This is a genomic window from Micromonospora sp. NPDC052213, from assembly GCF_040679695.1.
Lineage (GTDB): Bacteria > Actinomycetota > Actinomycetes > Mycobacteriales > Micromonosporaceae > Micromonospora.
The window spans coordinates 1-13,521 of record NZ_JBFAVI010000068.1 but is presented as its reverse complement, the minus strand read 5'-3'; the positions used below and the strand labels follow the sequence as shown (position 1 = coordinate 13,521).

General features: G+C 73.0%; 16 protein-coding genes and 1 riboswitch. Of the genes, 12 read left to right on the top strand and 4 right to left on the bottom strand.

What is annotated here, in order from left to right:
- Nucleotides 1-28 precede the first annotated feature (28 nt).
- From AB0L34_RS18040 to AB0L34_RS18000, 9 genes are all read left to right on the top strand, one after another.
- Nucleotides 29-454 carry a YbaB/EbfC family nucleoid-associated protein gene (locus AB0L34_RS18040; RefSeq protein WP_357453007.1) on the top strand — a complete coding sequence of 142 codons (426 nt, stop codon included), beginning with the start codon at nt 29-31 and terminating at the stop codon, nt 452-454.
- Nucleotides 455-472: 18 nt separating this feature from the next.
- Complete coding sequence (locus AB0L34_RS18035) at nt 473-766, top strand: hypothetical protein (protein WP_363705535.1); 294 nt, start codon at nt 473-475, stop codon at nt 764-766.
- A gap of 31 nt (nt 767-797) precedes the next feature.
- The gene (locus AB0L34_RS18030; protein WP_350701649.1) at nt 798-1,523 is read left to right on the top strand and encodes a hypothetical protein; all 726 of its coding nucleotides are present in this window, start codon (nt 798-800) and stop codon (nt 1,521-1,523) included.
- A 27-nt stretch (nt 1,524-1,550) separates the two neighbouring features.
- Complete coding sequence (locus AB0L34_RS18025) at nt 1,551-1,811, top strand: hypothetical protein (protein ID WP_350701647.1); 261 nt, start codon at nt 1,551-1,553, stop codon at nt 1,809-1,811.
- A 171-nt stretch (nt 1,812-1,982) separates the two neighbouring features.
- The gene (locus AB0L34_RS18020; RefSeq protein ID WP_357453018.1) at nt 1,983-2,291 is read left to right on the top strand and encodes a WXG100 family type VII secretion target; all 309 of its coding nucleotides are present in this window, start codon (nt 1,983-1,985) and stop codon (nt 2,289-2,291) included.
- Nucleotides 2,292-2,319: 28 nt separating this feature from the next.
- Nucleotides 2,320-2,598 (top strand): WXG100 family type VII secretion target, encoded by a 279-nt coding sequence (locus AB0L34_RS18015; protein WP_350701645.1) that lies wholly within the window; start codon nt 2,320-2,322, stop codon nt 2,596-2,598.
- A 118-nt stretch (nt 2,599-2,716) separates the two neighbouring features.
- Nucleotides 2,717-4,213: a S8 family serine peptidase gene (locus AB0L34_RS18010; protein WP_363705534.1), complete on the top strand. Its 1,497-nt coding sequence runs from the start codon at nt 2,717-2,719 to the stop codon at nt 4,211-4,213.
- Between the two features lie 33 nt (nt 4,214-4,246).
- Nucleotides 4,247-4,828, top strand: a complete 582-nt coding sequence (locus tag AB0L34_RS18005) for a hypothetical protein (protein ID WP_357453025.1) — start codon at nt 4,247-4,249, stop codon at nt 4,826-4,828.
- A gap of 17 nt (nt 4,829-4,845) precedes the next feature.
- Nucleotides 4,846-6,138: a hypothetical protein gene (locus AB0L34_RS18000; RefSeq protein ID WP_363705533.1), complete on the top strand. Its 1,293-nt coding sequence runs from the start codon at nt 4,846-4,848 to the stop codon at nt 6,136-6,138.
- Nucleotides 6,139-6,293: 155 nt separating this feature from the next.
- Here the strand turns inward: AB0L34_RS18000 and mycP are convergent, their stop codons facing one another.
- Nucleotides 6,294-7,544 (bottom strand): type VII secretion-associated serine protease mycosin, encoded by a 1,251-nt coding sequence (mycP, locus tag AB0L34_RS17995; protein ID WP_363705532.1) that lies wholly within the window; start codon nt 7,542-7,544, stop codon nt 6,294-6,296.
- 50 nt (nt 7,545-7,594) lie between these two features.
- A complete protein-coding gene (locus tag AB0L34_RS17990) occupies nt 7,595-7,921 on the bottom strand; it encodes a MarR family winged helix-turn-helix transcriptional regulator (RefSeq protein WP_357453034.1) in 327 nt (108 codons plus the stop codon).
- 206 nt (nt 7,922-8,127) lie between these two features.
- Between AB0L34_RS17990 and AB0L34_RS17985 the strand changes: the two genes are divergently transcribed.
- Complete coding sequence (locus tag AB0L34_RS17985; protein ID WP_363705531.1) at nt 8,128-8,913, top strand: carbonic anhydrase; 786 nt, start codon at nt 8,128-8,130, stop codon at nt 8,911-8,913.
- A 210-nt stretch (nt 8,914-9,123) separates the two neighbouring features.
- On the opposite strand, the gene AB0L34_RS17980 is transcribed toward AB0L34_RS17985, so the two are convergent.
- Together AB0L34_RS17980 and AB0L34_RS17975 are read right to left on the bottom strand one after the other, a co-directional pair.
- Nucleotides 9,124-10,143, bottom strand: coding sequence for a hypothetical protein (locus AB0L34_RS17980; protein ID WP_363705530.1), 1,020 nt, complete (start codon nt 10,141-10,143; stop codon nt 9,124-9,126).
- Between the two features lie 3 nt (nt 10,144-10,146).
- A riboswitch (cyclic di-AMP (ydaO/yuaA leader) is annotated at nt 10,147-10,278 on the bottom strand.
- Nucleotides 10,279-10,444: 166 nt separating this feature from the next.
- Nucleotides 10,445-11,788 (bottom strand): YibE/F family protein, encoded by a 1,344-nt coding sequence (locus tag AB0L34_RS17975; protein ID WP_363705529.1) that lies wholly within the window; start codon nt 11,786-11,788, stop codon nt 10,445-10,447.
- 416 nt (nt 11,789-12,204) lie between these two features.
- Between AB0L34_RS17975 and AB0L34_RS17970 the strand changes: the two genes are divergently transcribed.
- Nucleotides 12,205-12,774, top strand: a complete 570-nt coding sequence (locus AB0L34_RS17970; protein WP_363705528.1) for a hypothetical protein — start codon at nt 12,205-12,207, stop codon at nt 12,772-12,774.
- A gap of 78 nt (nt 12,775-12,852) precedes the next feature.
- Complete coding sequence (locus AB0L34_RS17965; protein ID WP_363705527.1) at nt 12,853-13,485, top strand: DUF305 domain-containing protein; 633 nt, start codon at nt 12,853-12,855, stop codon at nt 13,483-13,485.
- Nucleotides 13,486-13,521: the final 36 nt, after the last annotated feature.

Genomic DNA, 13,521 nt, shown 5'->3' with positions numbered 1-13,521 from the left:
CACGAGCGTCGCAGCCGACGAGAGGACCGTGTTGAGTACATCGTGGATGCCCGGCGGCGCGGGAGCGGCCGGTCTCGAGGGGCTCCTGCGGCAGGCGCAGGAGCAGCAGCGTCGGCTGGCGGACTTCCAGCAGCAGCGCGCCGAGCTGCGGGTCACCGGGGAGAGCCCGGACGGCCTGGTCCAGGTCACCGTCGACGGCGACATGAAGGTCGGCGACATCCAGCTCAACCCCCGCGCCATGCGGCTGGACAGCTTCGGCCTGGCCGAGTCGCTCCAGGCCGCGATCGACGCCGCCTACGCCGCGCACGCCGAGCGGCAGCGCGAGCTGGTGGAGGAGATGGTCGGCGGCGCGGACCTGGTCCGGCGGGCCGAGGCGGGGAAGGTCACTCCGGAGGAGTGGTTCCGCCACTTCGGGGTGGACATCAACGACCCACTGCGCCGGCTGCGCGGCTGACGACGAAGGGGGAGAACAGTGGCGAACACGGTCGATGTCGGTGCGATCAAGGGTGCCGCGAAGAAGCTCGCCGCGGAGGACGGCCCGAAGGCCTTCCTGCGGAACGCGAAGGAGAAGCTGGACGAGGTCAAGCTCTCCAGCCTGTCCATGACCATCCTGGGCATCGGTGCCGTGAACAGGCACAACGCGGTGATCGACGAGCACGTCGACAACCTGAGCAAGGGCGTCGAGCACCTCCAGAAGGCCGCCGAAAACCTCGAGAAGACCGCAAGCAACTGGGAGAAGTCGGACCAGCCCTGGGTGGTCAAGTGATCGCGCGGGCACAGGACGCAGGGAGGCGCTGATGCCGGAGATCCTGATCGCCAATTCCTCGGGCTCGGTGGTGGGGACGCACAGCGTCGCCGCGCAGACCGCGCCGGTCCGTACGCTGGCCGGAGCCGCGCGGGCCAACTGGGTCTGGTTGGTCGGTGCGGGTGTGGTCATCGCCGCCCTCATCCACCTGGAGTCCTTCGACAACGAAGAGATCTCCAAGGCCGTCAAGAACTGGGAGGAAGCGGCCGCCTATCTCGGCGGCGACCAGTTCGGCAAGGCGATGGAGAGCGTGCCGCCGTCCGACAAGGAGTGGAACTTCGAGGACCGCGAGGCGTTCGACAAGTTCGTGCAGCAGCTCAACATGGAGGTCGCGGCGCTCGCCACGGCGCTGACCGCCAACAAGGACGCGTTGCAGGGCATCCAGGAGCACTACAACGCCGTGATCGACGCGCTGTGCCAGGTGCTGTGGACGATCCTGATCGCGGTCATCGCGGCCGTGGCCCTCCAGGCGTTCCCGGCGACCGTTCCGCTGGCGAACGCGATCGGAGTGGCGGGCCTCACCGCCAGCCTGGCCATCATCGCACTCGTCTTCCAGGACATCGGGTCGTTGTTCTCCACCATCACGAGCTCGTTCCGCGGCGCCGACGTGCACCAGTTCACCGCCGAGTCCAAGCCGGGCTTCGCGACGGGGCCCGACCCCGACATCAAGGACATCAAGATCGACTGGGTGCAGGATTCGGGGTTCTACACGGCCTGAGTGTCAGGCCGGAAGGTGGGTGGCACCGTGTGGCAGACAGGCTTGTTCGTGTACGCGTTGGCGACCATCCCGGTGTTCCTCGTCCTCGGGCTGGTCGCGCAGATGTCCCGTTCGCGGATTGCCAGGCGCGCGATGGAGATCGTCCTGCTCAGCGGGGTGGCTGCGTTCGCGGTCGCGCTCGGCACCCTGGCGGACGACGCGACGCAGTGGGCGCTGGCATCGATGCTGGCCGTCATGTTCGTGGTGGGCCTGGTGCTGCACGTCCGCTCGTACTTCCGTTCCTCGTAAGGGGAACGGGTTTCCGGGCGGCCGTCGGTGCCGCCCGGGGGAGGGCTGCGCGGACTGGACGACGTCCGCTACGGTCTTCCGCAGGAGTGTCCGTCGGTGGGGTGATTTGCCTTGCCGCGGGGGAGGGGCGCGGCACTTGCGCCGCCACAAGATGACGGAAGGGTGTGAAGCATGGCGTTCGAGGTCGAAGCAGCGACTCTACATACCGCCGCGAGTGACGTGCGGTCCACGCGCAGCGAGGTCGACGGCGAGCTGAAGAAGCTGTGGAACGTGGTCGACGACCTGGCCATCGCCTGGAAGGGACAGGCGTCCACTGGCTTCCAGTCGCTGATGGTGCGCTGGAACGAGGACACGGCCAAGCTGCTGACGGCGATGGACAACATCGCCGACCTGCTCGACAAGTCGGGTACGACGCACCAGGTCAACGACGAAGAGCAGCAGCAGATGCTGGACAAGTTCCACTCTGCACTCAACCCGTGATCCGCCGAGACGAGCAGGGGAGGAACTCATGAGCATCAAGGTCGACTACGCGGTCCTCGAGAGCAGCAACCAGCAGATGCAGGCCATCTCGCGGACCATCGACGAGAAGCTGGACACGCTGCGTTCGATGCTGTCGAAGCTCCAGTGGGACGGTGAGGACCGTGCCGCGTACGAGCAGCACCAGGCGCAGTGGGACGCCGCCGTTCGGGACATCAACAAGATCCTGAACGAGATCGGTGGCGCGGTGGGCATCGCCCGCGAGAACTACGTCAGCACCGAGATGAGCAACGCCAAGGCGTGGAACTGACACAAACGCCGACGCGGCTCCGGTCCGGTTCGACCGGGCCGGAGCCGCGACGCGTTGTGCGCCGATAGGTCCTGGGGGAGTCATGCGTACGGGGAAGCCTTCGCGGCCGTTGCTCAGGGTGGCCGTCGCAGCGGTGGCGTTGGCCGTCGGCGCCGGGACCGGCCCGCTGGTCGCGCCCGATCCGGCACACGCCAACACCGTGCGCAGCCTCCAGTGGTACCTGGACACGCTGAAGATCCCGCAGGCCCACAAGATCACCAAGGGTAAGGGCGTCACCGTCGCGGTCGTCGACAGCGGCGTCGACGCGAGCCTCCCCGACCTGCGCGGCCAGATCCTTCCGGGCAAGGGTGTGGGCTCCGCGACCGCTTCCGACGGCCGGCGGGACGACGACAAGGAGAAGGCCCACGGCACGTCGATGTCGGGCATCATCGCCTCGCGCGCGGGTGGCGGCGCGATGCGGCACCTCGGCATCGCGCCGGAGGCCCGGATCCTGCCCGTTGCCCTCGGCAGGCCCTTCGACTCGGGGGACATCGCGGATGGCATCCGGTGGGCGGCCGATGCCGGGGCTGACGTGATCAACCTGTCCGTCGGGACTGGTGTGGCGGCGCCGTCCGATCTGAGTGCGGCCGTCCGGTACGCCCTGGACAAGGACGTGGTCCTGGTCGCCTCCGCGGGCAACACCAAGCAGAACGACCGCACCGTCACCAGCCCGGCGAACATCCCCGGCGTCATCGCCGTGACCGGTCTGGCGAAGAGTGGTGGGTTCTTCGCGGAGAGCGTCACCGGCCAGGCGGCCGTGCTCGCCGCGCCGATGGAGGACATCATCTCCCCCCGGCCGAAGTCGGTCTCGCCCAACGGCTACGGCCTCGGCAGCGGCACCAGCGACGCCGCCGCCATCACGTCCGGTGTGGCGGCGCTGGTCCGCGCGAAGTTCCCGGACCTCGACGCGGCCAACGTGGTGAACCGGCTGATCCGCACCGCCCGCGACAAGGGCCCGGCCGGCCGCGACAGCCAGTACGGCTTCGGCGCGGTCGACCCGCTCGCCGCGTTGACCCGTTCCGTGCCGGCGGTGGACGCGCACCCGCTGCTCGCCGGCGCCGCGACCGGTGCCGGCCCCTCCGCGGGCGCGGCCGACCCGGCGGAGGACGACGGGCCGGCCGTGTCGATCAGCATGAAGAAGGGCACCGGTGCGCTCATCCAGGCGGGGCTCTGCCTGGCTGTTCCCCTCGCCCTGCTGATCCTCGTGATCGTGCTGGTGCGCCGGTCCCGGCGGAAGCCGACGCCCGCCGGCCCGCCCGGGTTCGCGCCGCCCGGCGGTCCACAGTCGGGCCCGCCCGGTTACCCGCCACCCCCAGGCTACCCGCCGCCCGGCGGCGCACCGGGGATGCCACCCGCCAACCCGCAGGTCGGCCCGCCGGGGTATCCGCCGTCCGGCGGCGTGTCGACGGGGATGCCGACCCAGGCGGGCCCCCCGCCCGGGTACGGCCCGACGCCGCCCGGCGGGCCCCACCCGTACGGCGTGCCTCCGGCACCCCAGGCGGGCGCCTGGTCGCCGCCGGGCGCCGCGCCGACGGCACCGCCACCTCCGCCGGCTCCCGGCGGGCACCAGCAGTAAGCCAGATTGTCAGTCGGCGACGGGGAGGAACCGATGACGGAAGACCGGACGAGCCCACGGGTGGACAGGACGGAGCAGCCGGACGAGATCCGGGTGGACACCCCCTACATGCCCATCACCCCGCTGGCACCCACCGTGCACATCAGCGGCATCACGATGGACAACGTCAACCGGGCGCAGACGCCCTCCGGCTTGGTGCCGGGGGCGGGCGAGAGCGGCGACAACACCGAGTGGGACGCGTCCAGCCTGGACAGTGCCATCGAGTGGCTCGAGTCGCACGCCTCCTTCCTGAACAAGCAGTCGTACACCATGGTCGAGATCCAGGACAAGATGGGCGGCACCACCGGCGGCGCCGGCGTGAATGCCGTGGGTGGCGGTGGATCGAGCCCGCTCGGCGGCTTCGACCGGGCCGGGGACCTTGCCCGCAAGCACTCCAGCCTGTTCACCAGCACGCAGCAGAACGTCCGCACGCTCGCCCAGGATCTCTACAAGGCGGCGAACGCGCTGCGTGAGGTCAAGGAGAACTACGAGACGGCGGAGAAGGCCAACGCCATGTCCGCGGCCGAGATGGAGCGCGCCTTCAGCGAAGCCTCCACCAGCGGATCCAACGGCTGAACGGGGAGGGTGACAGGATGCCGAGCTGGGAAGAGATGTGCCAGCAGGTCGTGATCGCGGGCCGGCCGGGCGACGTCGCCAGTGCCGCGCTGGGCTGGGACCAACTGCTGAAGAACCTGAACTCCGTCAAGGAGAGCCTGGAGAAGAACGTCAAGGATCTGGGTGAGGTGTGGAAGGGGCCGGCGTACGACTCCTTCAAGACCCACGTCGAGCAGATCGCGAAGAACGCGGGCCGGATCGTCGAGGACGCCGAGAGCCAGAACGGCATCGTACGGTCGCTCAATGACGCGGCCGACAAGCTGAGCGCCGCGCAGGCCGAGTTCCCCATCCCCGCGAGCTGCGTCAACGACGTGCTGGAGGCGCGCAACGGCCGCCTCGTGATCAGCACCGGCTTCTTCGAGATGAAGGTCAAGCCCGACTTCCTCGGCCTGCTCGACCCGCTCACCTCGCTCGCGGACTGGATCAACGACAAGTCCGAGGAAGCGGCCAAGGTCTACAACCAGGTCAGCGGCGAGTACACGACGATCGACTCCGGCACGCCCGGCCAGACCACCCCGAGCATCAGCCAGTCGCCGGAGGTGGAGACCCCGAACCTCGGCGGTGGCCCCGGCGCCGGCAGCACCGGCAAGGTGCCGGGCATGGGCGGGATGCCCTCCACCGGCGGCATGCCGGGCATGGGCGGCACGCCGTCGCTCAACTCGGCCGACATGCCCGGCACGGGGAACACGGGGATCGGCTCCACCACCCACCCCGACCTCACCGGTGGCGGCTACGACCCGAGCGGCGGCTACACGCCGAGCACCGACAGCCTCCCCGACGACTACGGCAGCGGTCTGGCCGGTGCCGCCCCGAGCACGCCGGGCCTCGGCGGCGGCGGGCTGCCGGGGACCTCGGGTCTCGGCTCCGGTGGCCTGGGCGGCGGCGGTGGTGGGTTGGGCGGCGGCGGCCCGATCCCGGGCGGCGGCTCGCTCGGCCGCCCGGTGACCCCCAACATGATGCCCATGATGGGCGGTGGCGCGGCCGGCGCCAACAGGGGCGGCGGCGGCCGGGGCGGCAAGCTCGGCGCCGGCAAGCTCGGCGCGGGCGGCATGGGGCCGATGATGGGCGGCGGCGCGGCCGGCAACGCCGGCCGTGGCGGCGGTCGCGCGGGTGCCAAGGGCGTCGGCGTACGCGGTGCCGGCATCGCCGGGATGGGTGGCGCCGGCGGTGCCGGCTACGGCGAGGAGGAGCTTCCCCGCAACACCTGGCTGGAGGAGGACGAGGACGTCTGGGGCGCGGACGGCGGCGGCACGCCCGGCATCCTGCGCTGACATCGTCCTGCCGAGCGCCGTCCACCTGACGTGGTGGGCGGCGCTCGGCGCTGTCCGACAGCCTCCGCGCCGTCGACCGGCGACGTGGGCCGTCTCCGCCGTGGCCGGGCCGTACTCCGCCCGTTCCCCGTTTCCGCCCGTCGGGTGCGTCGGCGTCAGGCGGTGGAGGCGGTGTCGGGCCCGGCCGGGCGGCGGCCCGGGCGCCAGCCCCGGCGCCGGCCGCGGATCAGGATCGGCTTGACGGCCAGCAGCAGCGTGGCGAGGAGCGCGCCGACGGCGGCGACCCACACCGCGACGGTGCCCTGCCAGGCAAGCGGGTCCGTGGTGGGGGGCGGCGGCGGCATCGCGCCGGCCGGCGGGTCGCTACGGGTGCCGAGCAGGCTCGCCACCGCCCGGTACGGGTTCACCACGCCGTGGCCGACCTCGGCGTTCCGTCCCTCCGGCGGGCTGTCGGCCGTCCGGATCAGCCGATCCTTTACCTGGGCCGGAGTGAGGTTCGGGTGGGCGGCCCGGACCAGCGCGGCCACCCCGGAGACGTACGCGGCGGCGAAGCTGGTGCCGCCCTGCGGCAGGAACAGGTAGCCCGTGCCGCCGGGTGCGGGACCGAGGATGTTCAGCCCGGGCGCCGCGATGGAGACGTAGTCCCCGGCCACCGAGCTGCCCACGTGCCCGCCCTGCTCGTCCACCCCGGCGACCGCGATCACGCCGTCGTACGCGGCCGGAAACTTGGCACGGTCCTGCTGGTTCTCCTGCCGGTTGCCGGCGGCGGCCACCACCACGACGCCCTGGTCGAGGGCGTAGTTGACGGCCGACTTGAGTCGCTCCGTGTCCAGGGTCGTCAGCGACAGGTTGATCACGTCGGCGCCGTTCTGCACCGCGTACTCGATCGCCTCGGCGATCTGCCCGGGCAGGCCCTCGTCGCGGGTGATCTTGGTGTCCAGCAGGACGCGTACCGGAAGGATCTTGGCCTGCGGCGCGATGCCGGTGAACGGCCCGCCGGTGTCATCCCGCCCGGCGATGATGCCGGCGATGATCGTGCCGTGCCCGGCCTCGTCGCAGCGGCCCTGCTGCTGCGACAGGCCGTTGAAGTCCCGGCCCACCTTGACCTGGCCCTGCAGGACGGGGTGGCTGGCCGAGACGCCGGAGTCGATGACCGCGACGGTGACGCCGGCGCCCCGGGAGAGCCGCCAGGCCGACTCCGGTTCGAGCCGGTGCATCGGCCACGGTTTCTCGGCGGGAGCGGCGTCGCCGGCAGGGCCGCAGCGGGGGACTGCCGCTGCGGCGGGCGACGGGGCGACGACGGCGGTGCCGAGCAGGACCGCGGCTGCTCCACAGAGGACGGCGCGGGCGCCGCGCCCAGGACGGCGGGCCGGCTCGGTCCCGCCCGGTCGGAAACTCTCGCGCACGCGGTGAGATTACCGTCGCGCGTCGGCGGCGGTGGCCGCCGCCTCCGGCGTCAGGGGCGGTCGGCGCTCTCGGGCGTCTTGTCGGTGAAGAGGGCGAGCAGGTCACCCACCTGCCGGTCGGCCTCGGCGGGGTGCCGGAACCGCCCGGCAGGGTTGATCGTGTACTCGTTGCGCCGGCCCACCCGGGTGCGGTTCAGGTAGCCGCCGGCCTCCAGGTCGGCGACGATCGCCTGGGCGGCCCGTTCGGTGACGCCCACCTCGTCCGCGACGTCGCGCAGCCGGGCGGTGGGGTTGCGGGCGATGGCGAGCAGCACGTGCCCGTGGTTCGTGAGGAACGTCCAGTTCCGGGTGCTCCCGTTCTCCCCTGTCGTCGCCATGTCGTCATCGTATGGCGCGCCTTTCGGGTTTCCGCCGCGCCCTCGTGCGGGAGGCCCGCCCGACGTCCGCAGCCGGGCGCGAACATATGAAATGCATATCACGCATCCCTTGACGTACCTTCGAGTGCGTGTGACCGTGGGGACTGCCCGCGTCCAGCGTCGGCCGGGATGACCAGGTCGTTCACGTGAGGGGCGAGGTGAGGGAGATGAGTCGTCCCGGATCTCCCGGCGCGCAGCCGGGCCCGGAGTGGAATCCGTCGGAGCCGGCACCGGGGGGCTCGACCGCCGTGCGGGACGCCCTCCCCACTCCCGGCGACCCGGAGCAGGCGTTCGCCGAGTTGCAGGCCGGCAACCGCCGGTTCGTCACCGGCACCCCACGCCACCCCAACCAGGACGCCGGGCATCGTGCCGCGGTCGCGGACGGGCAGCACCCGTTCGCGGTGATCGTCGGCTGCTCCGACTCCCGGCTCGCTGCGGAGATCATCTTCGACCGCGGCCTCGGCGACCTCTTCGTGGTGCGCACCGCCGGGCACACGGTCGGCCCCGAGGTGCTGGGCAGCGTCGAGTACGCCGTGACGGTCCTGCGCACGCCGCTGGTGGTGGTCCTCGGGCACGACTCCTGCGGGGCCGTCCAGGCGGCCCGCGCGGCGGACACCACCGGCACGCCCCCGGCCGGGCACCTGTGCGCCGTGGTGGACGCCGTGGTGCCCAGCCTGCGCCGCGCCGCCGCCGAGGGCGTGGACGACATCGACCGGATCGTCGACATCCACATCGCGCAGACCGTCGAGGCGATGCTGGACAGGTCGGCCGTGCTCGCCGCCGAGGTGGCCGCCGGGCGCTGCGCCGTCGTGGGCATGTCGTACCGGCTGGCCGCCGGCGAGGCGCGGGCGGTCACCGCCGTGCCCGGCGAGGCGCGGAGGGTCGCCGCCGCGCCCACCGGGCCGGGCGCGGTCGACGGGGCACAGCCGGCCGCCAGCGCCGCCCTCGCCTGACCGGTTCCCGCGCTCGCCCGCCCCGGCCCGGCCGCCCGACGCCCGCTCACGAGGGCCACAAGCGCCGCCGACGAGGGCTACAGACGCCCGGCGACGAGGGCCACAGACGCCGGCAGGGCACGGGCGACCACCGGCCGTGGACGCCGACACGGCGACAGACGCCGACAGGGCCGCCCCGCGACTGCGGGGCGGCCCTGTCGTTGGCTGCCGTCAGAGCAGCGACACGTGCACGTGGTCCGTATGGTTCGACGGGCCGCTGTAGGACTTCCAGCCGGTCGCCGGGAACCAGATCTGCCGGTTCCAGATCACGTAGTAGATGCCGAGCCGGTCGGCGTTGCGGACCAGGAACGCGGTCAGGTTGTTGCCGTACATGTAGGTGTCGTCGTTGTGCCAGGGGGCGAAGCCGCTCCGCTGCAGCGACCAGTCGCAGGCCCGGCCCTTCGGATGCTCGTACGGCCCGCCGGAGCGGTAACAGCCGACGAAGCGGTTGAAGCCGGCCCGCTTGACCTCCTTGTACATGTGCAGCGTGCGCGCGGTGATGCAGCCGGAGGTGGTGGGGTCGTTCTCGGTGCAGGACAGGGGCTTCCAGTCGCCGTCGGCAGTACGACCCGGTGCCATCCGGGCCACCGGCGAGGTGGCGACCACCTTGCCGCTGGTCAGGCCCCTGCCGCCGACCAGTGCGAGCGCCTTCTCCGCCTCGCGCTTGCCGCGGGCCATCTCGTTGGTCAGCTTCGTCTGCTCGCGAACCTCGGCGTCGAGCGCCAGCTTGGCCTGCTCGGCGCGGTTCTTGACCGCGTTCACCTCGGCGAGCTTCTTGGAGTTGACCAGGTTCAGCTCGTCGAGGGCGGCGGCGCGCTTGACGAACGAGTCGGGGCTGGCGGTGTCCAGCAGCATCGACACCGCGCCGATCCGCCCGGTCCGGTAGGACTGGGCGGCGATCTGGCTCACCTGCGGGGCCAGCGCTGCCAGGTCGGCCTGCGCCCGGTCGACCTCCAGGGCCAGTTCCAGTTGGCGCTTCTTCGACTTCGCGAGCTTCGCCTTGGCCTGGACGTAGTTGCGGTTCCGCGCCTCGATCAGGTCGTTGAGCAGCTTGGGCTCGTCGTCCCCGTGGCCGGAGGGCTGGGGCGGCGGGGTGGGTGCGGCCGCCGCCTGGAGGGGCCCGGCGAAGACGGCCAGGGCGGCGATCACGGCCACCACAGGGGTCAACCAGCGGCGTAGGGGTGCCGTCACATTTTTCCCTTCCGTCGACCGCCGACCGGGTTAGCTGACGGGTTCGGGGCGGAAGTGGCCCCTACCGCTGTCGCGGATTCACCCCACGTACCTGGGTCCCCGGCTCGCCTGGCGGCGATTGGGCGGCGGCACCGCAGGCGCCGCTGCGCGCCTTCGGCGGTGACCGGCAGCGAGGTTACCCGAGAGCCCTGCCGGGGATCTACGTCCCTAAGCCGACTAAATGCGTTATTTCGTAGCGGCGGAGGGTGACCAGTGACGCGTTTATCAGGCGGGACGTCCTGATCGGTCACGCTGAGGAGTTTCACCATGCGGTGTCCGTGCTCCCGTCGCGGTCGGGCCACCCGGCGGGGGCGGCGGAGGGGGCGTTTCCGGCGCGCGGCCCGCTGAGGGCCTCCAGCGCCTCGGAGCGGTCGGCCGCCGGCCGGGGAGCCGGCGGGGTCGGGGGTGCGCCGCGGTCGGCTGACTCGCCGCCGCGCCGGCCGGCCGTGGTCACCACGGCCGCGAGCCCGGTGGTCAGCGGCACGGCGGCGATCAGGCCCAGGGTGGCGACCGCGCTGCGGACGATCTCCTGGGCCAGGAACTCGCTGGTCAGGATCTGGCTCACCGCCCGGGAGTCGGCGGTCAGCAAAAGCAGCACCGGCAGCGAGGCCCCGGCGTACGCCAGCACGATGGTGTTCACCGTCGAGGCGATGTGCGCGCGGCCGACCCGGGTCGCCGCCCGGTACAGCTGCATCCGGGACAGCCCCGGGTTGGCGTGCGCCAGCTCGGTGACCGTCGCGGCCTGCGTCACGGTGACGTCGTCGAGCACGCCGAGCGAGCCGATGATGATCCCGGCGAGCAGCAGGCCGTGCAGGTCGACGTCGGCCTGGAACATCGACAGCGTGGTGGCGTCCTCGCTGCCGAACCCGGTCAGGTGGGTCGCCGCGGTGGCGATCGTGCCGAGTACGCCCGTCAGCACCAGGCTGCCCAGCGTGCCGAGCACGGCGACCGAGGTCTGCGCGGTCACCCCGTGCGTCAGGTAGAGCACCACGAACATGATCAGTGCCGCGCCGACGACCGCGACCAGCAGCGGTGGGCTGCCGGCGCTGATGCCGGGCAGCACGAAGGTCAGCAGGATGGCGAAGCTCGCCGCCAGGCCGGCCAGCGCCGCGAGCCCCCGCCACCGCCCGAACGCGACGATCGCGGCGGCGAACAGCACCACCAGCCAGAGCAGCGGCTTGCCGCGCTGGTGCTCGGCGATGTTGTAGGCGCTCGCCGAGGGGTCGGCGGGATCGGTGAGCTGGACCAGGACGATCTCGTCGCCGACCGCGACCGTCGGCGCCCCCGGCCCTGCCGGTACGGGCGTCTCCACCTGCTGGCCGGCGTCGGGGCCGTCGTCGACGCGCACGGTCACGGTGCCGCAGGGGCCCTCCGCGGCGCCCTCCGGCGCCTCGGGGGTGGGCGGGCACGGCTCCGTCACCACCCGGGTCACCGTGCCGTGGTGGCGGGGCGGATCGGTGCCGGGCGCGGCGTCCGGTGCGTCCCACGGCCAGAGCAGCAGGGCCGCGATCAGGGTGGCGACGAACAGGGGCACCACCGTCGCGACGAGGATCCGCCGCACCCCCGGCGGGGCGGACGGTGCGGGACGGGTGTGGTCGGCGCCCATCGAGTGTCTCCCAACGAATCCAGGGCGGGGTACGTGCCGGCGGGCCGGCCGGTTCGGCGTGCCCGGGTGACCGCCGCGGCGGATCGCCCTGGCGTGGCGGGCCGGTCACGCGCCGCGACGGCCCGGCCCGGCCGGTCGCGGTCGCTCGACACCGTCGCCCGGTCGGGGCGGCGGTGCGGACGGCGCGGAGTGCGGAGGGCCACCGGCCGAATGGTAGCCATCCCGACATCCGGCCGCAGGTCGTGAGGGCTGGTGTCGGCCGCGGGCCGTCCCGTCCGGCAACCCGGTCACCGTCCGGGCGCCGCCGGTCGACCGTCCCGTGGTGGCCGACCTGGCGGTCTCGTCCGGGGCGGATTCGCCGTCGGGTGCGCCGGTCGCCCCCGGACGCACCGGCCCCGGGGGCTACCGTGGTCGGTGTGCGGGCGGCGGCGACGGTGACGGCGGGGCGATGGGCCCGGCTGCTGCTGCTCGTCGGCACGCTGTTCGGCCTGGCCGCGATGCACACCCTCGGCCACGGCTCGCACGCCGTGGGCCATCCCGCCGAGGTCTCCGCGCACGCCGTTGCCGCGGCCGGTGCGCACGACGCTTCGCAGGCGCCGCCCCGGCACGACACCGTTGCGCCGCTCCGTCAGGACCCCGCCGCGCCGCCCCGCCACGACACCGCCGCGCCGCTCGGTCAGGACCCCGCCATCGCGTACGTCGTCCCGGCGGCGCTGTCCGGCGTCGTGGGCTGCGCGGGCGACTGCCCGCACGAGCGGTTCCTCCCGTCCGGCGGGGCGGGCGGCGAGCTGCCCTGGTGGGGCGTGTGCCTGGCGGTGCTGGGCGCGCTCGCCGCCCCGCTGCTGCTCGCCGTGCTGCTGCTGGCCGGCCTACAGGCCGCCGGCCTGGCGGGCCAGGGGACGGGCGGGCCGGCCCGGTCGCCCCGCGCCCCGCCGTCCCGGCCGGTCGGCCTGCGGCTCGCCACGGTCTCGGTGCTGCGCAGATAGGACGCCCCGGCGCGGCCCGGTCAGCCGGTCCGCGTCCCCCGTCCTGCTGCGTACGTTTTGACACCGAAAGGCCCAAACGTGACCACTCGTACCATTGCGCGCCGTGCCGCCCTGGCCGGCGCCACCGTCACCGCCGCCCTGGTCCTGACCGCCTGCGGCGGCGGCGACGGGCACTCGTCCCCGGGCGCGGGGCACGGCACGCCCGCCACCAGCGGGCCGGCGGCCACGGCGTCCGGCGCGGCCGCCTTCGGCGACGCCGACGCGATGTTCGCCCAGATGATGATTCCGCACCACCGGCAGGCGGTGGAGATGGCGGAGCTGGCCGCCACGCGGGCGGCGGACCCGGAGGTCAAGCGGCTCGCCGGGGAGATCAAGGCCGCCCAGGCGCCCGAGATCGCCACCATGAGCGGCTGGTTGTCGGCGTGGGGGCGGCCGGTGCCGTCGCCCGGCGCCGAGACGCCGCACATGGAACACGGCATGCCCGGCATGATGTCCGACGCCGACATGAAGAAGCTGGCGGCGGCCTCCGGGCGGGAGTTCGACCGGCAGTTCCTGACCATGATGATCGCTCACCACGAGGGCGCCGTCACCATGGCCCGGGACGAGCTGGCCCGGGGCGTGAACGCGGAGGCCAAGGCCCTGGCCCAGCAGATCGTCACCACCCAGCAGGCCGAGATCGACACGATGCAGAAGATCCTCGGCCGGCTCTGACCCGGGCCGGGCGCGGGGGCGGGCCCGGGGCGGGGC